This is a genomic window from Paenibacillus mellifer (assembly GCF_023195895.1).
Taxonomy (GTDB): Bacteria; Bacillota; Bacilli; order Paenibacillales; family Paenibacillaceae; genus Fontibacillus; species Fontibacillus mellifer.
The window spans coordinates 54,061-75,102 of sequence record NZ_JALPRK010000002.1; the positions used below are offsets into that span (position 1 = coordinate 54,061).

The window sequence follows — 21,042 nt, forward strand, 5'->3', positions numbered from 1 at the left end:
AATCCCTTTGGAGTACCGTTTTTTTTGGAGCAAATGCGAAAGTGCAGTTCATATCGGGGAAAAACGCCATCCGTACTATCAGCCGTTTTTCACCGTATTCGGCAACGCTTTGATCAGCTGCTCATCCGGCGTAACGAACAATGTCCGTTGGTGGTCGTAAATGACGTAGCCGGGTTTGGCTCCGCTCGGTTTGCGAACGTGACGGATCAACGTGCTGTCGACCGGGACGCTGCTGGACTCCTTGGCCTGACTGAAATAGGCGGCGAGTTGGGCAGCTTCGTTTAACGTCGCGTCGCCGAATGACTCGCTGCGGATCAGCACATGTGAACCTGGGATATCCTTCGTATGGAGCCAGGTATCGTTGGGTTTGCCGAGCCGATTCGTGACATATTCGTTTTGCAGGTTGTTTTTGCCGACGTAAATTTCGATGCCCTCTGACGAAGTATAGACGTGCAGCGTCGGACGATCGGTTTTTTTCTTCTTCTTGCCCCGTTTGGCCCGATCCCGTAAGTACCCTTGCTGGGTCAGCTCTTCGCGAATCTCGTCGATATCGCTTAATGTCGCGTCGTTCAACTGCTGTAGCAGGCCTTCGAGATAAGCGATTTCCCCTTTGGCCAGCTCCATCTGCTTGTCGATGACGGCAAGGCTGTTCTTGAATTTGTTGTATCTCTTAAAATAACGCTGGGCGTTCTCCGAAGGCGTCAGCAACGGATCCAACGGGATCGTCTCCATCCCCTGCTCCTCATCGTAGTAGTTGACCAGCTCTACGCTGGTGTCGCCTTTGCGGATCGTATGCAGCGAAGGAAGGAGCAGCTCGCCCCAGATGCGGTAGCGTTCGGCGTCTTCCGCTTCATTTAAGTCCTGCTCCAAATTAGTCAGCTTCTTTACATTCTTGTTCCGCTCGTTCTGCAGGAAGCGCAGCAGGTCACTCGTTTTTTGTTTGACCGTATCCCGCAGCGCTTTATCCCCGTAGTAGTCCTCCATACATTCGCTGATCGAAGGATAGGTGTGAATCTCCCCGCGGGCGCTCGTGAGCCGGATGGCGGAGAAGATACTTTTCCCCTTGGCGTTCTCGCCGGTCATGGGGGTGTACTGCTGGCTGCGAACCTCCTCCATTAATCCGGAAAAAGCCAACCACAGCCGCTCTGCTTCCTCTGGGTTCAGCCCGATCTCCATCGCCACACCGCTCACACCGGCGCGGGCGTAGATTTCGCCGGCAATCAGCGGGCTCAGACCGCCGAAGGCCTCGACCAGCCAGCCACTGCCGGTGCCTTTGCCTTCGGCCGCCGCCGTTTGCCAGGCGGCTACAAAGGACTCGCGATCCGCCATAAGCGGATCCTGTTTATGCTGCTCCGGCGGCGCGGTATAGGCGAACCCGGGCATGACGACCCGGTAGCCGGAGATCGCCGGTGTCACGTGGTGAATTCCGTCCAACTGGGTCCCGGTGGCCGGGTCAACCAGGATAATATTGCTGTGTCGTCCCATCAATTCGATGATGATACGTTTGATGGACAAGTCGCCAAGCTCGTCACGCGAACGAACGTCGATATGAATGATCCGTTCCATGCCCACTTGAGCCGCGGCTTCGATGCTGCCACCTTCGCAGTATTTGCGTAGCAACATGCAGAACATCGGCGCTTCCAACGGATTCGGAAACGACGCTTCGGTGAAATGAACCCGCGGATACGTCGGGTTTGCCGACAACAAGAGACGTTTATTGCCAGCCTGCGTGCGCAGGTGAAAAACGAGGTCGCTCCCTGCAGGCTGATGTATTTTATTGATGCGACCGCCGATACAAGCTTGAAGCTCATGTACGATCGCTCTAGTTACGATGCCGTCGAGTGCCATTATATGATAGTCTCCTGTTCTATTCTTTAAAATGAAAGAGGTTGCTTCGTGATGCAGCCCCCCTCTATGATGCCATACTTCGGGCAAAAACTTAAGGGCCTGCCTGTGATAATTTAGGACGGGCCGGAATACATTTACCCTAGGTGGAAAAGCCTTCACGCCGATACTGCATAATAAACGGAAGGGGAATAAGGAGGATGGAACAAAAAAACTGGCACCAGTGGAGCAGCGAGGCGCTTCTGGAACGCTTCGGCGTCACGCGTGAACAGGGCCTGACCGATGAAGAAGCGCTCAAGAGACGTGAGGAATCCGGCTGGAACGAGCTGCAGGAAGGAGAGCGCATCTCTCCGATCCTGTTGTTCCTGAACCAGTTCAAGGATTTTATGATGCTGGTGCTGATGGGCGCCACGCTGATTTCCGGTTTTCTCGGCGAATATCTCGATGCGATTACGATCATCGCCATCATTATTCTGAACGGGGTGCTTGGGTTCATCCAGGAATTCCGTGCGGAACGTTCCCTGCGGGCGCTGAAAGAACTGTCCGCGCCCCATGCCAACGTGCTGCGCCAAGGTATCGTCAAGAACATACCGGCCAGGGAGCTTGTTCCGGGGGATATCGTCCTGATGGAGAGCGGCGACCGGATTCCGGCCGACATCCGCTGGTTATCCACGAACAGCTTGGACGTGGAAGAGTCCGCTTTGACGGGGGAATCCCATCCGGTGGGTAAACATGCGGGGGTGCTGAGCGAAAGCGATGTTCCGCTGGGCGACCAGAAGAATATTGGCTTTATGGGCACGATGATCACGCGCGGCACGGGGCGAGGAATCGTCATTCGTACGGGTATGGACACCGAGATGGGGAAAATCGCCGATTTAATCCAAAATACCGAAGTCCAGGAAACCCCGCTGCAGCGGCGTCTGGAGCAACTCGGCAAAATTTTGATTTACATGGCGCTTGGCTTGACCGTCGTTGTGGTGCTGCTGGGGATCTTGCAAGGTCAACCGGCGAACAGCATGTTCTTCGCGGGCGTCAGCCTGGCGGTGGCTGCTATTCCGGAAGGCTTGCCGGCTATCGTGACCATTGCGTTGGCGCTGGGCGTGCAGCGCATGATCAAACGCAAAGCGATCGTCCGCAAACTGCCGTCGGTGGAGACGCTGGGCTGCGCCTCGGTCATCTGTTCGGATAAGACCGGAACGCTGACCCAGAACAAAATGACCGTGACCCGGGTATGGCTGGAGGGACGGTCGCTAGAGGTGACGGGCGAAGGGTATGAGCCGGTCGGGAACATCCTGGATCAAGGCGCACCCGTCGATTTGCGCAAGGACCAAAGCTTGCGTCGCTTGCTGCAGATCAGCTCCTTGTGCAGTAATGCGGTCATCTATGAGGATGACCCGGAGAAGCGGGGCCGCCGCAAGACGAAGGAAGAAGCTGCCCAAGTCGGCCCTCTTTGGAAGCTTAAGGGCGACCCGACTGAGGGGGCTCTGGTCACGTTAGCTTCCAAAATGGGCTTGTCACCGGCAACCTTAAGCGGGATGTACATTCGCGATCAAGAGTTTCCGTTCGATTCCAAGCGCAAGCGGATGTCCGTCATCGTCTCCCATCAAGGCGGCAAAATGGCGCTGGTCAAAGGCGCGCCGGACATGCTTCTGGAGCGTTGCTCGTATATTTTATGGGAAGGCAAGGTCGTCCCGTTCACCGGTACGTTTCGGCAGAAGGTGCAAGCGGCGAACGAACAAATGGCTCGCAGCGCGCTGCGAGTGCTCGGGATGGCCTACCGCGATTTGAAGCCGGCGGAAGGGCAGGACAACGAGGATCATGTGGAATCGCAGCTGATCTTCGTTGGTTTGACCGGGATGATCGACCCGCCGCGCCGTGAAGCGCGGGACGCAATCACGGTCTGCCGCCGGGCGGGCATCAAGACGGTGATGATCACCGGCGACCACGGACTGACCGCGGAAGCGATCGCAGCTGATCTTGGCATTTTGCCGCGGGGCGGGTCCTCGATGTCGGGCCAACAACTGGAGTTGCTCCGTGATGAGGAGTTGGAGAAACAGGTCGAGAACATCTATGTTTACTCCCGGGTATCCCCCGAGCATAAGCTGCGGATCGTGAAGGCGCTGCAACGGAATGGGCATGTCGTGGCGATGACCGGCGACGGCGTGAACGACGCGCCGGCGATCAAGGCGGCCGATATCGGCATCGCTATGGGCATCACAGGCACGGACGTGTCCAAGGAAGCGTCCTCGCTGATCTTAAGCGACGACAACTTCACATCGATTGTGGCTGCGATTGAGGAAGGCCGCAGCATTTACGAGAACATCCGCAAATTCATCCGTTATTTGCTGGCATCCAATGTCGGCGAGATACTGACGATGTTCTTCGCTATGCTGGCCGGCTTGCCGCTGCCGCTCTTACCGATCCAGATTCTGTGGGTCAACCTCGTGACCGACGGTTTGCCGGCAATGGCGCTGGGTGTCGATCAACCGGAGAAGGATTTGATGGAACACAAACCTCGCGGTGCAAACGAAAATATCTTTGCACGGCGTTTGGGCTGGAAGATCATCAGTCGCGGGGTGCTGATCGGCGTATGTACACTTGGAGCTTTCTGGTTGACGTTGCGGCACGCGCCAAGCGATCCGGCGCAGCTGGTCAAAGCGCAATCGGTTGCTTTCGCCACCTTGGTCATGGCACAGCTGATCCATGTGTTCGATTGCCGCAGCTCGCGTTCGATCTTCCACCGCAATATTTTGCAAAATAAATATCTCGTGGCCGCCGTTCTGTCGTCGATCGCGTTGTTGCTAGGCGTCATGTACATCGAACCGCTGCAACCCATCTTCAAAACGGTACCGCTTGGCCTGCGGGAGTGGGCGATCACGTTGGTGGCCGCAGGTATTCCAACCTTCCTGATGGGGGCGGGCAGCGTCTGGTCCACCAAGCGGAACCGGCGCAGCAACGGGCCGCGTCCGTTCGTCACCGCGAAAAGTACAAATATTCGTGCATAAAATCAATACCTTTTGCCCCGGGCAAAAGATAGACTAACCCTATCATTTAACGATGCAGGAGTGGGTTAGCATGGAATTTACGAAAATGCACGGACTAGGCAATGATTTCTTAGTCTTTTATGGTGAACAACAACTGCCGGACAACGTCTCTGAGCTGGCGATTCAATGGTGTGACCGATATTTTGGAGTTGGCGGGGACGGATTGGTGTTCATACTCCCGTCGGAGAAAGCGGATTTTCGAATGCGCATCATCAATTCGGACGGCACGGAAGCCGAGCAATGCGGCAACGCGATCCGTTGCGTGTCCAAATATCTGTACGACCATCGTTTAGTGGAGAAGACGGACGTAACGATCGAAACGTTGGGTGCGGGTGTTCAGCAGGTAACCTTGCAGGTTGAGGACGGCGCCGTCAAGACGGTTCGGGTAGACATGGGGGAACCGATCCTGGACGGCCTGGCCGTGCCGACGACGTTGGATCAACAACCGGTGCTAAGTCAGCCGATCGAGACGAGCGGCCGGGAATTTACATTTACGGCGGTTTCTATGGGCAATCCGCACTGCGTCATTTACGTCGACGATGCACCGAATTTCGATTTGGCGACGTGGGGCCCGAAGCTGGAGGTACACCCGTTCTTCCCGCGTAAGATCAACGTCGAATTCGCCACCGTGACGAACCGTCAGCGGGTGGAGATGCGTGTATGGGAACGCGGTGCAGGCCCAACGCTGGCTTGTGGCACGGGCGCCTGCGCGACTCTGGTATCCTCCGTGCTGAACGGATTGACGGATCGGGCCGCCTGGATCGGCCTTAAAGGCGGGGACCTGTTTATCGAATGGGATGAACGCGACAATCACGTGTACATGACGGGTCCGGCGGAAGAGGTATACAAAGGCAACATCGAAATTTAAAGTTCCATTCTTGTTGATTCAAGTAGGCCGGGCTCTCCTTAGCGGGGGTCCGGCTTTTTTGGCTAACCTTGCATGGGATATGGAAGGATACCTTATCATTCTGAGCGATTTATGCTAAATTAATATGATAATAGTTTGCGCCGGGGTTGATCATGAGGCGAATCAGACATCACGGCAGTCAGGGGGCAGAAGCATGAAACCGGATTTGCGTACGACATGGGAACGCGAAATTCTTGTTGGCGACGGAGCCATGGGTACTTACTTGTACCAGCTGGGTTTTCCGGTCGGCATTTCTTATGAAGAATTTAATTTGCTGCGCCCGGACGTGATTGGCGACATCCATCGCCGCTATCTCGATGCCGGTGCTCGGTTGCTGGAAACCAATACGTTTTCGGCGAATTACTATAAATTATCTAAATTCGGACTAGAGTCCAAGGTAGAAGACATCAACCGGGCCGCGGTGCGGATCGCCAAACAGGCGGCGGGAGACCACGCGTACGTTGCGGGGGCAGTCGGCTCCATCCGCGGCGGCAAGCGGGCGAATGTTACCGCCCAAGAGCTCGGGGGTTATTTCGAGCAGCATATCGCCGCTTTGCTGACCGAAGGGGTGGACGCGCTGTTGTTCGAGACGTTTTACGACCTGGAGGAAATGCGGATTGCCTTGGAGCGCGCCCGCAAGCTCACGGATATTCCGGTCATTTCCCAGTTCGCCGTCGATCAAGTCGGACGCACGCTGGATGGTTTTACAATTCCGGAAGCCTTCGGGACGCTGGTGCAGGAAGGGGCCGACGTGGTTGGCTTCAACTGCCATTCCGGGCCTAAAGGCATTATGGCTGTGATGGACGGGGTGGGGGGACCTCTCGACGTACCGATGTCCGTCTTCCCGAATGCAGGTTTGGCGGACTACGTCGATGGAGAATATGTATATGCGGCGACACCGGAATATTTCGGAGAATGCGCCCGCTCCTTCGCCGATTTGGGGGCGAGATTGATCGGCGGCTGCTGCGGCACGACGCCGGAGCATATCGCCGCCATGTCGACCGCGCTGAAGGGATATGCCGTTACGCCGCTGGCGAACGAACCTAAGCTGCCTGAGCCGCGTTCGTCTGTTGCGGTAGCTCTGAAGGAGCGGCCGGCAATTACAACTGCCGACTTCGGCGGAGAGGACCGCGAACTTCCGAGCTTGACCGAGCTCGTGAAGCAGCGGCATACCGTCATCGTCGAGCTGGACCCGCCGCGCGACCTGGACATTGGCAAATTCATGGGAGGCGCAGCCGCATTGAAAGAGGCAGGCGTCGACGCGCTCACGCTGGCGGATAACTCGCTTGCCGTGACGCGAATGAGCAACATGGCGCTGGGGCATCTGGTCCAGTCTCAGCTTGGCTTGAGACCGCTAGTGCATATCGCCTGTCGGGACCGCAATCTCATCGGGACGCAGTCGCATATGATGGGCTTCGATGCGCTTGGCATCGACCACGTGCTGGCCGTGACGGGCGACCCAGCCCGCTTCGGCGACCTTCCGGGAGCCAGCTCGGTCTATGATTTGACCTCGTTCGAGATCATACGCATGATCAAGCAGCTGAACGACGGAATTTCTTTCTCAGGTAAGCCTTTGAAGCAAAAAGCCAAGTTTGTCGTCGGCGCTGCTTTTAACCCCAATGTGAAGCATTTGCACAAAGCGGTGGAGCGGCTGGAGAAGAAAATCGCCTCCGGGGCCGATTACATCATGACGCAGCCCGTGTACGATCGCGAGCTGATTGCGGCGATCAAGCAGGCGACGGCCCATCTGGACGTGCCGATATTTATTGGTATCATGCCGCTGGCTAGCGGGAAGAACGCCGAGTATTTACACAATGAAGTACCCGGCATCCAGCTGTCGAATGACGTCCGCAAACGGATGGAAGGATTGCAAGGCGAAGAGGGACGGGCGATGGGGGTCGAGATCGCCAAAGAATTGCTTGATACGGCGATGGAGCATTTTAACGGAATCTATCTCATGACCCCGTTTATGTTCTATGAAATGAATGTCGCCTTGATGAATTATGTCCGTGAGAAGTCCAAACCGGGTTCGGCCCACTTGTCTCGGTTCACATAATCAATTACAATAGGGTAACGGATGTGATGCCTGTGTCGCACAGTATGACAGGGTACGGTGGGGCCGTCAGATCATATGGCGGTTACGTCGTCCAATTTGAAATCAAGTCCGTCAACCACCGGTACGCCGAGGTCGTTCTGCGGATGCCGCGGGAATGGACGTGCTATGAAGACGGACTGAGGCGTCTGGTTCAGCGCCATATCAAACGGGGACGCATTGATGTATACATCAGTAAAGAACGCGATGAATCCGGCACCTTACCTTATGTGTTAAACCGGCCGGTCGTCGAAGCGTACCTGAAGGCTGCCGGGGAGCTCGCCACGCACTATGGTGTCGATGCGAAGATTAGCGCTAAGGATTTGTTGTCCTTGCCGGATGCCTTAACGGCGCCTGCGGAGGTAACGCCGACCGGCAGTGCCGAGCCTGACTGGGAACAAGTGTTAACCGATGGCTTGGAGGAAGCGCTCATTGGGCTTCTGGGTATGCGGGAACGGGAAGGGAAACATCTGGCCGCCGATTTAGAGCAGCGACTGCAGCGTCTGGAGGCGATTCACGGTGAGTTAGTCCGATTGGCTCCGGAGGTCGTGAGTGAATACCGGAGCCGTCTGAAAGTGCGGCTTGCCGAACTGCTGGATGGGAACTATGACGAACAGCGATTTGCAATGGAAGTGGCCGTGTTTGCTGATCGGTCTAACATTGACGAGGAGTTGATTCGCCTGAAGAGCCACTTCGAGCAGTGCCACAGCCTGCTTCAAGCTTATGAACCGGTTGGCCGGAAGCTGGATTTTCTAATACAGGAAATGAACCGGGAAACCAATACGATCGGATCTAAAGCCAATCATTTGGCTCTAGTCAACCTGGTCGTCGAGATGAAGGCGGAATTGGAGAAGATCCGCGAGCAGGCGGCAAATCTCGAATAAGCCATCCCATCGGCATCGGGTGAGTCAAGCAAATTAGGGGGAACTACCTGAATATGGCAATCAAACTTATTAACATCGGCTTCGGAAATATCGTATCGGCCAACCGGATTATTTCGATCGTCAGCCCTGAATCCGCGCCGATCAAGCGGATCATTCAGGAGGCGAGGGATCGCCATATGCTGATCGACGCTACATACGGGCGACGGACGCGTGCCGTGATTATCACGGACAGCGATCATGTGATATTGTCGGCGGTGCAGCCGGAGACCGTCGCTCACCGTTTGTCCACCAAAGATGAAGACAGCGACGAATAAAATGGAGAGAGATATGTCTAAAGGGTTACTTATCGTATTGTCCGGGCCGTCTGGCGTTGGCAAAGGCACGGTGTGCACCGAGCTACGCAAACGGATGCCGGAGCTGGTTTATTCCGTTTCAGCCACCACGCGGCAACCTCGGCTGGGGGAAGAAAACGGCATTAACTATTTTTTCAAGAGCCGGGAACAGTTTTTGGGAATGATCGAAAATGACCAACTCTTGGAGTATGCGGAATACGTCGGCAATTATTACGGAACTCCCCGCGATTTCGTGGAGGAGACGCTGGCGGGCGGGAAGGATATCATTTTGGAAATCGAGGTTCAGGGGGCGCTCAAGGTTAAGGAGAAATTCCCCGAAGGCGTGTTCGTGTTCCTGCTTCCTCCTTCACTTGATGAGCTGAAGGGCCGGATTCAAGGTCGGGGCACGGAGAATCAGGCCACGATTGATCACCGTATGAGTGTGGCGGCCTACGAGATCGGATTGATGGAGAATTATGATTACGCCGTTGTGAATGACGAGATCGATTTGGCTTGCCAAAGAATACAATCCATTATCATCGCCGAACATTGTAAAATTAGAAAGTCGTGCTAAAGTCCAACGTTCATAGGGTGATGAGTCTAAATAAGAAGAGGTGTTTTGAACATGCTGTATCCATCGATTGACAAAATGCTCGGAATAGTCGGAAGCAAATACTCTTTAGTTGTTGCCGCCTCCCGGCGTGCCAGACAGCTGCGCGAAGGGGACAAAAGCGAACTGAAGCAGCCAAGATCGCATAAACAAGTGGGCATCGCCCTCGAAGAGATCTACGGCGACTACATCAAGCTGAAACCTCAAATCGGAGAGATCGTTGAGAATACCAAAGACTAGATAACGTATAGCCATATACGAAAGGCCTCCGGGCTTCTTTTTACGACAACCGCGAGGTTGTTATTTTTTTCGTTTGGGGAAAGCGAGGGGTAGCGATGTTAACCGGCAAAAAGGTTCTATTAGGCGTGACTGGCGGCATTGCCGCGTTCAAAGCGGCGTCCTTATGCAGCAAGCTGGTGAAGGAAGGTGCGGAGGTTCGCGTAATCATGACCGATTCTGCGACCAAATTCATCACAGAGCTGACGATGCAGGCGTTATCGAAAAATTTCGTATACACCGACACCTTTGACGAGAAGCATGCCGAATCGATCGCGCACATCAATTTAGCCGATTGGGCGGATCTGGTGTTGGTGGCGCCGGCAACGGCGAATATCATTGGAAAAATGGCGGCAGGGATCGCTGACGATATGCTATCGACTACGCTGCTTGCGACCCAGGCGCCGATTATGCTTGCGCCGGCAATGAACGTGCACATGTATGAGCACCCGGCGGTCACCCGTAATTTGTCGGAGCTGGCCGCACGAGGCGTCTTGATGATCGAACCCGGGGAGGGCCTATTGGCGTGTGGGTATACCGGGAAAGGGCGAATGGAGGAACCGGAGTCGATCGTCCAGGTCGTTAACGACTATTTTGCCCGGGAGGACCGTATTTCGCAAAAGCCTTTGAGCGGCAAAAAAATGGTTGTCACCGCGGGCGGCACTGTGGAACGCATTGACCCGGTCCGCTATATCACCAACGATTCCTCGGGAAAAATGGGCTTCGCCATCGCTAAAGCGGCGCAGCGCCTCGGCGCGGACGTCGTGCTGATTGCGGGGCATACCCAGGTGGAGCCGCCGGTCGGCATCCCGGTCACCCGCGTGCTCTCGGCACAGGACATGTATGAGGCGGTGCAGGCGGTATGGTCGGATACGGATATTCTGGTCAAGGCGGCGGCCGTAGCGGATTATCGGCCGAAGGAAGCCGCCGTGCAAAAAATCAAAAAAAGCGATGATTCCCTCGTGTTGGAGCTGGTGAAAAACATCGACATCCTAGAAACGCTGGGCAAGCAGAAGACGATGCAGTTCCTGATCGGCTTTGCGGCTGAAACGGAGAACGTGGAGCAGCATGCCATGGATAAGCTGAAACGCAAAAATTGCGATCTTCTGGTCGCAAACGATGTTACCGCGTTGGGAGCGGGGTTCGGATCCGAAACCAACATCGTGAATATTTATGATGCGTCCGGCTTAGTTCGGTCCGTGCCGAAGATGGCCAAGGATGAAGTCGCGCTCCAAATCCTGGAGCTGGTTGGCGAACGGTTGGCGGGAACAGACCGATGAACTACCGCATGGCAAAAGTGATCGTCGATGTGCCGAGCCGGGAAACCGACCGGCCTTTTGACTATTTAATCCCTGAATCGATGGCCGGCTGGATCGAGGTGGGCAGCCGGGTTGGCGTTCCGTTCGGGCGTCGTACGGTTCAGGGTTTTGTCGTTTCCCTGCATGAGCAACCGGAGATGGACCGGTCGCGGATGAAGGCGATTCAGGAGCTGCTTGACATGACGCCGCCGCTGCCGCCGGATTTGGTAGAATTGGCGGAGTGGATGAGTCGCAAGTACGCCTGCAGCTTGATTTCAGCGCTGCAGGCGATGATTCCGGCGGCACTAAAGGGCAAGGCTGAGCGATATATCCGCGTGACGGACGCGGACGGCGAGGGTTTGTCCGAAGAGGGATCGACGGATGCTTCAGACAGCCTGTATCCGTTGCCTCGTCTGGTTACGCCGGAAGAAGAGGAGATCCTGGCCTTTGTCCGGGCCTCCGACACCGTAACGATGACTCAATTAGGCGCGAGATATCCAGAAGCCGCCAGCTTGATTAAAGATATGCTGGCCCGGGGTGTGCTGACGGAAAGCCAAGCGATTAAGGACAAGGTGCGCAAGAAGACGGTCAAAACCGTAGCGGCCGCGGTTAGCGGTCAGGCTGCGCAGGAAGCGCTGGCTTCTTTTGGACCGCAAGCTCGCAGGCAAAAGGAAGTGCTGGAATTTCTGCTGGAGTTGAGCCTGCCGTTGTCCCTACAAGAGGTGTTGTCGACGCTGCAGGTGACGGCCGGAACGGTCAAGAAGCTGGTGGAAAAAGGATTTGCTGTCATTGAGGATGTTGAGGTATTTCGCGATCCGTACCAGGGCCGGCGCTTTCAACGCAGCGAACCGCTGACGCGAACGCCGGAGCAAGAGCAGGTCTACCACCGTCTGACGGAATCGCTGGACGCGGAACGACATGAAGTGTTCCTGCTGCATGGCGTCACGGGCAGCGGCAAAACCGAGGTGTATTTGCAGACCATCGAGTGCTGCATCGCATCGGGCCGGCAGGCGATCGTGCTGGTGCCGGAAATTTCGCTGACCCCGCAGATGGTCGAACGATTTAAGGGGCGCTTCGGCGCGAAGGTGGCGGTGATGCACAGCCGTTTGTCCACCGGCGAACGCTACGACGAATGGCGCAAAATTCGCGAGGGTCGCGTAGAAGTGGCGATCGGCGCACGATCGGCGATCTTTGCCCCGTTCAACCGCCTGGGGTTGATCGTGATGGACGAAGAGCATGAGACCTCCTATAAACAAGAGGAGACGCCGAAATATCATGCCCGCGATGTAGCTGTTATGCGAGCTCGTCAGCATGGGGCAGCCGTAATTCTCGGTTCGGCCACACCGTCGTTGGAGAGTTATCACGCGGCGCGTTCGGGTGGCGGCGATTACGGGGAGTTTGCGCCTGTATTGCTGGAGATGAAGCAACGTCCTTCCGGCAGTCAGTTGCCCGGCGTTCAAATCGTCGACATGCGGGAGGAACTGAAGGAAGGGAACCGCTCAATGTTTAGCCGCGCGTTGCATCAAGGGATTGCCGCCCGGCTGGAGCGAGGTGAGCAAACCGTGCTGCTGCTTAACCGACGCGGATATTCGACATTTGTGATGTGTCGGACCTGTGGTTATGTGGCTGGTTGCCCGGATTGCGATATTTCGTTGACTTATCATCAAAAGTCGAACAATCTGCGTTGTCATTATTGCGGTTATGCGGAAGTTGCGCCGTCAGTTTGCCCGGAATGCGGCAGCGAGCATATCCGGTACTTCGGAACCGGGACGCAGCGAGTCGAAGGGGAATTGGCCAAGCTGTTCCCAGGAATCCGCGTCATTCGGATGGACGTAGACACCACCAGCGAAAAAGGGGCTCATGAGAAGCTGCTGCAAGCGTTTCGTGAAAAGAAAGGCGATGTGCTGTTAGGTACGCAGATGGTGGCGAAGGGGCTGGATTTCCCCGACGTAACTCTGGTTGGCGTCATCGCCGCGGATACGGCGCTTAACTTTCCGGATTTCCGTTCGGCGGAGAAGACGTTCCAGCTCTTAACGCAGGTTGCCGGCCGTGCAGGACGGCACCAGCTCCCTGGGGAAGTATTCATTCAATCTTATATGCCGGAGCATTATTCGATCGTTCACGCCAGCGGTCACGATTATTTGTCGTTCGTCCGCGAGGAGTTGAAAACGCGCAAGACACTCCATTATCCGCCCTACAGCCGATTAATTCTCGTCACGTTGTCGCATGAGAAGCTGCCGCTCCTGCTGCGGATGGCGGAGAATTTTGCCGGTGACCTGCGGGTCAAAGCTCAACGCCAAGGGTGGTTTGGCAGCTTGGATCGGTTTGCGCCGGCGGCTCTGGACATTCTGGGCCCGGTGGCCTCGCCGATTCCACGCATCAAGAACCGCTACCGGTTCCAATGCATGGTGAAATACCGCGGCGAGCTCGATGCGGTGGGCCTGGTCCGGGAGACGGCGGCGGCGACACTGGACCAACTGCGCGATGCGATGCTTCAGATCAGCATTGACGTAGATCCGCAAATGTTGATGTAATGATCGCCGTTTGGAATGATCCATTTTTTATCCGATGACATCGATTTGGGATAGAATAAGGAAAAAGCTATAGAATTTAGCAAAGTGAAGACAGGAAAGGGAGTGCCACCATGGCGATTCGGATTATCGTGAAGGAACCGGACGAAGTGCTGCACGAAGTAGCCAAGGAAGTCAAGAAAATTACACCCAACATTCAAAAACTGTTAACCGATATGGCAGATACAATGTACGACGCAGAGGGCGTTGGTCTGGCCGCGCCGCAAATCGGCATCCTCAAACGGGTGATCGTGGTGGATGTCGGGGATGAGCATGGACTGATCGAATTGGTCAATCCGGAAATCGTATCCACAGAAGGCGAACAATTTGGGCCGGAGGGATGCCTCAGTATTCCGGGTTATCGCGGGGATGTCCGCCGGGCGATGATGGTCACGGTCAAAGGGCTGGACCGAAACGGCAAAGAAGTGACGTATACGGGCTCGGAACTGTTGGCACGGGCCTTTCAACATGAGATTGACCACCTGAACGGTGTGCTGTATACGGATGTGGCGGAGAGAGTGTATGAAATTACCCCCGAAGGTGAAGAGAAGGAGTGAATACCGCCCGATGAATATCGTATTTATGGGGACGCCGGCGTTTGCAGTGCCTTCGCTTGAAGGGCTGCTGCGTGAAGGCTACAACATCGTTGGCGTCGTCACGCAGCCGGATCGGCCGCAAGGTCGCAAGAAGGTGTTGACGCCAACACCGGTGAAGGAAGCCGCGATGCGCCATAGGATTCCCGTGCTGCAACCCATGCGGATGCGCGCACCGGAGGCCGTAGCGGAGGTCGCTTCACTGCAGCCAGATTTAATCGTTACTGCGGCGTATGGCCAGATTTTGCCGAAAGGCGTGCTGGAGCTGCCGGAATACGGCTGCTTGAACGTGCACGGATCGCTGCTGCCGAAATACCGCGGCGGGGCGCCAATTCAGCGGGCGATCATTAATGGCGAGAAAGAAACGGGCATTACCTTGATGTACATGGCCGAGGGACTCGATACCGGCGATATGATCGCTAAAGCGGTTGTGCCTATCGACGATGAGGATACGTCGGGCACATTGTTCGAGAAGCTGAGCGAAGCTGGGGCGCGGCTGCTGCTGGAGCAGCTGCCGCTGATCCTGGCGGGGACGGCGGCGCGCATTCCGCAGAACGATGCGGAATCAACCTACGCGTCGAATCTGTCGCGTGAGGACGAGCGCATCGATTGGAGCGAAACCTCGCGGCAAATTTATGATCGCGTGCGGGGGCTTGTGCCTTTCGCCGGTGGATTTACGACCTGGAACGGCGAGGTGTTTAAGGTCTGGGCGGTGGCCAAGCCAACGGAAGGCGAGGCAGCTGCAGGGGCGGAACCGCCGAAGACCGGACAAGCGCCGGGGACGGTGCTGGCGTTATCGCCGCAAGGGATTCATGTGAAAACCGGCGACGGCTCCGTATGGCTGACCCGAGTTCAGCCTGCCGGCAAGAAAGCGATGGAGGCCGGCGAGTTCATTCGCGGCGGTGTGATGAGTGTCGGGACGGTTCTGTCATGAGTCGCGTCGGCAATAACTCAGGCACGGGCACGGGCTCGGACAGCAAGGGGCCTGGCCAAGGCCGGGGAGCGATGAAACAAGTCGGCGGGGGCAGCCGGAGCCCAAGGCACCCATCCGGAACGCCGACCTCCCGTGGGGAGGGCCGGAGTTCGGGAGGTCCATCGGCCCGCAGTGTGGCGCTGCAGGTATTGACGGCCGTCGAACAGGAGGGCGCCTATAGCAATCTGCTGCTGAATGGGGCCTTGCAAAAGTCCGGGTTGACCGGACCGGACGCCGGACTCGCTACCGAGCTGGTCTACGGCACGATTCAGCGGTTGAATACGATCGATTATTATCTGGAGCCGTTTGTAACGAAGGGAATGGCGAAACTGGCGCCCTGGGTCCGTAATTTACTACGGCTTAGCTTCTACCAGCTGCATTACCTCGACCGGATTCCTCCGCATGCTGCTGTGAATGAAGCGGTGAACCTGGCTAAGAAGAAGGGGCATCAAGGAATTTCGGGTATGGTAAACGGCGTCCTGCGCAGCGTACTGCGCAAGAAGGAAGAACTGCGTTTACCGGAGGACCTGAACCCTGTGCAGCGCATTGCGCTTGAGCATTCTCATCCGGAGTGGATGGTCGCGCTTTGGATCCGGCAATATGGCGAGGAGGCGGCCGAAGCGATTTGCCGCGCCAACAATAAGCCACCTTCAGTCAGCGTCCGGGTCAACCGGGTGAGAATGAGCCGAGACGGGATGCTGCGGCTGATGGAAGAGCAGGGTCTGCAGGCCTCGGCTTCACAGATCTCACCTGACGGTATCGTAGTACATAGCGGCGGCAATATGGCGCTGACCCCGTGGTATCGGGACGGGCTGATCTCCGTACAGGACGAAAGCTCGATGTTGGTGGCCGAAGCGCTGGACCCGCAGCCGGGAATGACTGTGTTAGACTGCTGCGCGGCGCCCGGAGGCAAGACCTGCCATATCGGCGAGATCATGGAAGGCCGCGGACAAGTGCTTGCGAACGACATCCATCCGCACAAGGCGAAGTTGATCGAAGACCATGCCAAGCGTTTGGGGCTGGATCATATCGACACATTATCCAGCGACGCGCTGCAATTGGTCGATCGGTTTGACGCGGGTTCCTTTGACCGAATTTTACTGGATGCCCCTTGCTCCGGGCTTGGCGTCATTCGCCGGAAACCGGATTTGAAATGGGCGAAGACCCCGGGGGATGTGGCGGGAATTGCCGGCGTTCAGCGGGCGTTGCTTGACTCGGTGAGCGGACTGTTGAAACCGGGCGGCTTGCTGGTTTACAGCACTTGCACGATCGAGCCGCGTGAAAATGCTGAAATGGTTACCTCCTTCCTGAGTCGCCATCCGGAATTTGAGCTGGCGACGGACGAACCGGCCGGCTGGAGCGGGCGGCAGCCTTTGGAATCCGCCGCAGGGCGTACGGAGGTCGGTCTGCAGATTTTGCCGCAGGACGCCCATTCGGACGGATTCTTTATCGCCCGGCTGCGCAAGAAGATAGAAGGGAATTGATGACAGGATAGGTCAAGCAGCCGCCATAACCGGCGGGCTTGGCCTTTTTGCGTGGCCCTGCTGCGGCTGATGACTTTAGTCGAAAGGCGATTTATGATAAAATGGGAAGAATGAGTGGGCAAATCTCGAAATAAATATGGACAGGTGTGTGAAGATGAAACCTTTTATATATGATTATTCGTTGGAAGAATTACAGGAATGGGCTGTCTCGCAGGGAGAACCCGAGTTTCGCGGCGGCCAGATTTTTGATTGGCTGTACGTGAAGCGTGTCAGCTCCTTCGAAGAGATGACCAATCTATCCAAAGCGCTTCGGCAGAAACTGCATGACGAATTTGCATTCGTTACGCTGCGGGAGATCACGAAGCTGGAATCGAAGGATGGGACGGTCAAATTCCTGTTTGGCCTGCATGACGACCATGCGATCGAAACGGTCATCATGAAGCATAATTACGGCAACAGCATCTGCGTAACGACCCAGGTCGGCTGTAAAGTAGGTTGTACGTTTTGCGCCTCTACACTGGGCGGCTTGAAACGGAATCTGACGCCGGGAGAAATCGTCGCCCAGGTAGTGCAGGCGCAGAAAATCCTGGACACGAGAGGAGAACGCGTTAGCAGTATCGTCATTATGGGGACAGGCGAGCCGTTCGAAAATTACGAAGCGACGATGAAATTTTTGCGGATTATGATCCACGAAAAGGGCTTGAACATCGGACAACGGCATATTACTGTATCAACGAGCGGGATTGTCCCGAACATTTACCGGTTTGCGGACGAGGATACCCAAATCAATTTGGCGATATCGATTCATGCGCCAAACGATGCGCTCCGCTCCAAGTTGATGCCGGTCAACCGGCGTTTTCCATTTGACGACGTGATGGAGTCGCTGCGCTATTATATCGCCAAAACCGGCCGCCGTATCACGTTCGAATATGCGCTTATCGGCGGGGTGAACGACCAACCGGAGCATGCGGAAGAACTGGCCGGCGTGCTGAAGGATATGTTATGCCACGTCAACTTGATTCCGGTCAACTATGTGCCGGAACGCAAGTACGTAAGAACGTCGCGCAACGATATTTTTCAATTTCAGCGCATACTGGCGGACAAAGGCATCAATGTGACGATCCGCCGCGAGCAAGGCCATGATATTGCCGCGGCCTGCGGGCAACTGCGGGCGAAGCACATGGAGTCTGGTGCGAGGTGAGCGAATGTGATGAATTGCGTTTATGTAAGTGATGTGGGACGAGTTCGTTCCGTTAATGAAGACAGTACGTGGGTAGGCCGGCTGGATTCGGGGTACACACTGGCGATTGTCGCGGACGGGATGGGCGGCCATCAGGCGGGAGACATCGCCAGCCGCATGGCGGTTGACATCATTACAGAGGATCTTGGGGAGGTACCGGCGGGGTTATCCGCGGAAGCCTGCGGGGAAGAATTAAAGAAAGCCATTCTTCACGCCAACGAAGCCGTGTTCTGTAAAGCGACGGAACATGTAGAGTACCACAGTATGGGCACTACGGTTGTCGCCGGTATATTTACCGGCCGCGATGGGGTGATCGCTCATATCGGAGACAGCCGGGCTTACCATTTCCGGCAAGGTCAGCTGGTTCAGTTGACCGATGATCACTCACTGGTCAACGAGCTGCTGAAGAACAAACAGATCAGCGAAGAGGAAGCGACGGTTCACCCGCATCGCAACGTGGTGACCCGCGCGCTGGGCACCGATGAACGGGTGGAGGTTGATATGAACCGGGTGTCGCTGGAGCCGGGGGATATGCTGCTGCTGTGCAGCGACGGGCTCAGTAATTACGTGACGCCGGAACAAATGATCCTGACGCTTGGCTCGGACGGTCTCGAATTAAATGATCGCGCCGATCGTTTGCTCCAGCTGGCGCTGAACGCGGGAGGCGACGACAACATCAGCGTCGCCCTGCTGGAACAACAAGAGGATGCCGGGTCAGGCATAAAGGAGTGGAATTCATGATCGGACACGAATTGGGCGGTCGTTATCAAATCATCGAACGGATCGGCGGAGGGGGCATGGCGCTGGTATACAAGGCGCAAGACCTGTTGCTGAACCGCTACGTGGCCATCAAGGTGTTGCGTCAACAATTTGTGAATGACGAGGAATTTATCCGGCGTTTCCGCCGGGAGGCTCAGTCCGCCGCATCCTTGTCACACCCGAATATCGTCAGCGTGTATGATGTCGGACAAGAAGACGAAGTCCATTACATCGTCATGGAATACGTTGAAGGACAAAACTTGAACGAAATCATTAAAGAACGCGCTCCGCTGCAAGTCGATGAATCCGTTCGGATCGCTTCGCAAATTGCGGACGCGCTCGATCACGCCCATCACAACCAAATCATTCATCGCGATATTAAACCTCATAACATTTTGATTGGGCGAAACGGACGAGTGAAGGTAACCGACTTCGGGATTGCACGCGCTGTCACCTCGGCGACGATTACGCAAACTGGCTCGGTGGTCGGCTCGGTGCATTATTTCTCGCCGGAGCATGCCAAAGGCGTCGCTACCGGGGAGAAATCCGACTTGTATTCGCTCGGAATTGTGTTGTATCAAATGTTGACAGGCCGTTTGCCGTTCCTTGGCGAGAGCCCGATTAGTGTAGCGTTAAAGCATCTGCAGGAGCAATTCGATGAGCCGCGGTTGGTTAACCCGATGATTCCGCAGAGCGTCGAGAACATCATCCTTAAATCGATGCGCAAAAATCCAGGTGAACGGTATCAATCCGCCAAGGAAATGCTACGTGATCTGGAAACCTGCCTGCTGCCGGAACGAAAAATGGAATCCAAATTGGCCTTTATTGAAGATCATGATGAGGACAGCACGCGAATTATTCCGGCGATTCGGCCGCAGAATCAAGGTTCCCCGTCGGGGCCATCCAAATTGTCCCGCGACAGTGGAGCGGCGGTGGAGGAGCGAAAGGGCAGCGAGAAGAAGAAGGTGTGGGGGAAGCCGGCGCTCTGGGTCAGCCTGACGTTGGTCGTCCTGCTCGCATTGGCCGGTGTCGCTTGGTATGTCACGAACCTGGTCACCGTCCCTGAAGTCGCGGTGCCGAATGTGATTAATTTGGAAGAAGAGAAGGCGGTTCAGACATTAACCGCTGAAGGTATCGCCATAGGGGAGATCACTCGGGAATACAAAGAAGGCGTGGACGATGGGATCGTTTACGAACAGAGCAAGCTAGAGGGGACGATGGTGAAGGAAGGTTCCGCCATCGACCTGAAGGTCAGCGTTGAGAAGCCGCTGGAGAAAATGCCGGTGTTAACCGGGACTTATGAAGAAGCGCTGAAGCAGTTGAAGGATCTTGGCGTGGATGAGGCCCGTGTGACGAAGACCGAAGAGAACAGTGGCGATATCGAACCGGGTAAGGTCATCAGTTCCTCGCCGGACGCCGGTGCGGAGTTTAATCCGGAGACGGTGAATATCGTATTGAAGGTCAGCAAAGGACCGGCTGAGGTGAAAATGCCAGACCTTGTGAACAAGACGAAGGCGGAAGCGGAAGCCGCTATTACCGAGCTTGGCTTGAAGCTGGCCGCGGATGGTATTAAGGAAGAGGCGAGTTACGAGATCGAGGCAGGCAAGGTTACTAAACAGTGGCCGTATGCACCGAACGATACCGTCGCTCCGGGCTCGGAGGTCACCCTGTTCGTCAGCACCGGCTATCCGCCGGAAGCGATCAACTATACGTTCCAGGTACCCGCAGTGCCCGCCCAGGAAGGCCAAATCAGCAAGTACACGATCGTGTACGGGGATGCTCGAGGCGAAGGCCGCGAATGGGGAACGCAGAAGGTAGGCAAAGCGCAATATTTGGCGGTGGATTTGGTGCTGGCGCCTAACAAGAACGGTTATGTTACAGTGACACGCGACGGCGTCATGCTGGATACGTACCCGATCTCGTATATCGATGCCAAGCAAGGAACCGTTCCGGTGCCGCAATTCCCGGATTCCGGCGGGACGGATCAGAATACGATGGATATGGATTCGGGCGATAATCCGCCTGATACCGGCATGATTTTATCCGGCAAGCTGGCCTCGCTCCAGAATGAGTTGGGAGTAGCCAAAGGTAAAGGAAAGGCGGGTAAACGAAACAAACATGGCGATTAAGTTAGA

16 protein-coding genes are annotated in these 21,042 nt (G+C 55.9%); 15 read left to right on the forward strand and 1 reads right to left on the reverse strand.

Going from position 1 to position 21,042, the window contains the following annotated elements; translation table 11 throughout:
• Window positions 1-78 precede the first annotated feature (78 nt).
• On the reverse strand, window positions 79-1,848 hold the full coding sequence (locus M0651_RS02955; protein ID WP_248550363.1) for an Rqc2 family fibronectin-binding protein: 1,770 nt from the start codon (window positions 1,846-1,848) through the stop codon (window positions 79-81).
• Window positions 1,849-2,045: 197 nt separating this feature from the next.
• Between M0651_RS02955 and M0651_RS02960 the strand changes: the two genes are divergently transcribed.
• The 15 genes from M0651_RS02960 (at window position 2,046) to pknB (ending at window position 21,036) form a co-directional block, all read left to right on the forward strand.
• On the forward strand, window positions 2,046-4,850 hold the full coding sequence (locus tag M0651_RS02960) for a calcium-translocating P-type ATPase, SERCA-type (RefSeq protein ID WP_248550364.1): 2,805 nt from the start codon (window positions 2,046-2,048) through the stop codon (window positions 4,848-4,850).
• Between the two features lie 70 nt (window positions 4,851-4,920).
• Entirely contained in the window at window positions 4,921-5,757 is an 837-nt protein-coding gene (dapF, locus tag M0651_RS02965) for a diaminopimelate epimerase (RefSeq protein ID WP_248550365.1), read from the forward strand.
• 193 nt (window positions 5,758-5,950) lie between these two features.
• Window positions 5,951-7,852, forward strand: coding sequence for a bifunctional homocysteine S-methyltransferase/methylenetetrahydrofolate reductase (locus tag M0651_RS02970; protein WP_248550366.1), 1,902 nt, complete (start codon window positions 5,951-5,953; stop codon window positions 7,850-7,852).
• A gap of 32 nt (window positions 7,853-7,884) precedes the next feature.
• Window positions 7,885-8,772 (forward strand): YicC/YloC family endoribonuclease, encoded by an 888-nt coding sequence (locus tag M0651_RS02975; RefSeq protein ID WP_248550610.1) that lies wholly within the window; start codon window positions 7,885-7,887, stop codon window positions 8,770-8,772.
• A 53-nt stretch (window positions 8,773-8,825) separates the two neighbouring features.
• Window positions 8,826-9,086 (forward strand): extracellular matrix/biofilm regulator RemA, encoded by a 261-nt coding sequence (remA, locus tag M0651_RS02980; RefSeq protein ID WP_248550367.1) that lies wholly within the window; start codon window positions 8,826-8,828, stop codon window positions 9,084-9,086.
• Between the two features lie 13 nt (window positions 9,087-9,099).
• On the forward strand, window positions 9,100-9,678 hold the full coding sequence (gmk, locus tag M0651_RS02985) for a guanylate kinase (RefSeq protein ID WP_248550368.1): 579 nt from the start codon (window positions 9,100-9,102) through the stop codon (window positions 9,676-9,678).
• Window positions 9,679-9,729: 51 nt separating this feature from the next.
• Window positions 9,730-9,954, forward strand: a complete 225-nt coding sequence (gene rpoZ / locus M0651_RS02990) for a DNA-directed RNA polymerase subunit omega (RefSeq protein WP_248550369.1) — start codon at window positions 9,730-9,732, stop codon at window positions 9,952-9,954.
• A 95-nt stretch (window positions 9,955-10,049) separates the two neighbouring features.
• Window positions 10,050-11,270, forward strand: a complete 1,221-nt coding sequence (gene coaBC / locus M0651_RS02995; protein ID WP_248550370.1) for a bifunctional phosphopantothenoylcysteine decarboxylase/phosphopantothenate--cysteine ligase CoaBC — start codon at window positions 10,050-10,052, stop codon at window positions 11,268-11,270.
• The gene (gene priA, locus M0651_RS03000) at window positions 11,267-13,822 is read left to right on the forward strand and encodes a primosomal protein N' (protein ID WP_248550371.1); all 2,556 of its coding nucleotides are present in this window, start codon (window positions 11,267-11,269) and stop codon (window positions 13,820-13,822) included. The genes coaBC and priA overlap by 4 nt, the downstream gene beginning before the upstream one ends.
• A 110-nt stretch (window positions 13,823-13,932) precedes the next feature.
• Window positions 13,933-14,415, forward strand: a complete 483-nt coding sequence (gene def, locus M0651_RS03005) for a peptide deformylase (RefSeq protein ID WP_248550372.1) — start codon at window positions 13,933-13,935, stop codon at window positions 14,413-14,415.
• A gap of 10 nt (window positions 14,416-14,425) precedes the next feature.
• On the forward strand, window positions 14,426-15,385 hold the full coding sequence (gene fmt, locus M0651_RS03010) for a methionyl-tRNA formyltransferase (protein ID WP_248550373.1): 960 nt from the start codon (window positions 14,426-14,428) through the stop codon (window positions 15,383-15,385).
• Window positions 15,386-15,456: 71 nt separating this feature from the next.
• Window positions 15,457-16,908: a 16S rRNA (cytosine(967)-C(5))-methyltransferase RsmB gene (gene rsmB, locus M0651_RS03015; protein ID WP_372490876.1), complete on the forward strand. Its 1,452-nt coding sequence runs from the start codon at window positions 15,457-15,459 to the stop codon at window positions 16,906-16,908.
• Between the two features lie 154 nt (window positions 16,909-17,062).
• Window positions 17,063-18,109 (forward strand): dual-specificity RNA methyltransferase RlmN, encoded by a 1,047-nt coding sequence (gene rlmN, locus M0651_RS03020; RefSeq protein ID WP_248550375.1) that lies wholly within the window; start codon window positions 17,063-17,065, stop codon window positions 18,107-18,109.
• 6 nt (window positions 18,110-18,115) lie between these two features.
• Complete coding sequence (locus M0651_RS03025; RefSeq protein ID WP_248550376.1) at window positions 18,116-18,889, forward strand: Stp1/IreP family PP2C-type Ser/Thr phosphatase; 774 nt, start codon at window positions 18,116-18,118, stop codon at window positions 18,887-18,889.
• Window positions 18,886-21,036 carry a Stk1 family PASTA domain-containing Ser/Thr kinase gene (gene pknB / locus M0651_RS03030; protein ID WP_248550377.1) on the forward strand — a complete coding sequence of 717 codons (2,151 nt, stop codon included), beginning with the start codon at window positions 18,886-18,888 and terminating at the stop codon, window positions 21,034-21,036. Before M0651_RS03025 ends, pknB begins: the two co-directional genes overlap by 4 nt.
• Window positions 21,037-21,042: the final 6 nt, after the last annotated feature.

What these genes read in the sequence shown, in the direction of transcription:
- M0651_RS02955 (WP_248550363.1), bottom strand. Translation starts at nt 1,848, where the DNA reads ATGGCACTCGACGGCATCGTAACTAGAGCGATCGTACATGAGCTTCAA.
- M0651_RS02960 (WP_248550364.1), top strand. Translation starts at nt 2,046, where the DNA reads ATGGAACAAAAAAACTGGCACCAGTGGAGCAGCGAGGCGCTTCTGGAA.
- dapF (WP_248550365.1), top strand. Translation starts at nt 4,921, where the DNA reads ATGGAATTTACGAAAATGCACGGACTAGGCAATGATTTCTTAGTCTTT.
- M0651_RS02970 (WP_248550366.1), top strand. Translation starts at nt 5,951, where the DNA reads ATGAAACCGGATTTGCGTACGACATGGGAACGCGAAATTCTTGTTGGC.
- remA (WP_248550367.1), top strand. Translation starts at nt 8,826, where the DNA reads ATGGCAATCAAACTTATTAACATCGGCTTCGGAAATATCGTATCGGCC.
- gmk (WP_248550368.1), top strand. Translation starts at nt 9,100, where the DNA reads ATGTCTAAAGGGTTACTTATCGTATTGTCCGGGCCGTCTGGCGTTGGC.
- rpoZ (WP_248550369.1), top strand. Translation starts at nt 9,730, where the DNA reads ATGCTGTATCCATCGATTGACAAAATGCTCGGAATAGTCGGAAGCAAA.
- coaBC (WP_248550370.1), top strand. Translation starts at nt 10,050, where the DNA reads ATGTTAACCGGCAAAAAGGTTCTATTAGGCGTGACTGGCGGCATTGCC.
- priA (WP_248550371.1), top strand. Translation starts at nt 11,267, where the DNA reads ATGAACTACCGCATGGCAAAAGTGATCGTCGATGTGCCGAGCCGGGAA.
- def (WP_248550372.1), top strand. Translation starts at nt 13,933, where the DNA reads ATGGCGATTCGGATTATCGTGAAGGAACCGGACGAAGTGCTGCACGAA.
- fmt (WP_248550373.1), top strand. Translation starts at nt 14,426, where the DNA reads ATGAATATCGTATTTATGGGGACGCCGGCGTTTGCAGTGCCTTCGCTT.
- rsmB (WP_372490876.1), top strand. Translation starts at nt 15,457, where the DNA reads ATGAAACAAGTCGGCGGGGGCAGCCGGAGCCCAAGGCACCCATCCGGA.
- rlmN (WP_248550375.1), top strand. Translation starts at nt 17,063, where the DNA reads ATGAAACCTTTTATATATGATTATTCGTTGGAAGAATTACAGGAATGG.
- pknB (WP_248550377.1), top strand. Translation starts at nt 18,886, where the DNA reads ATGATCGGACACGAATTGGGCGGTCGTTATCAAATCATCGAACGGATC.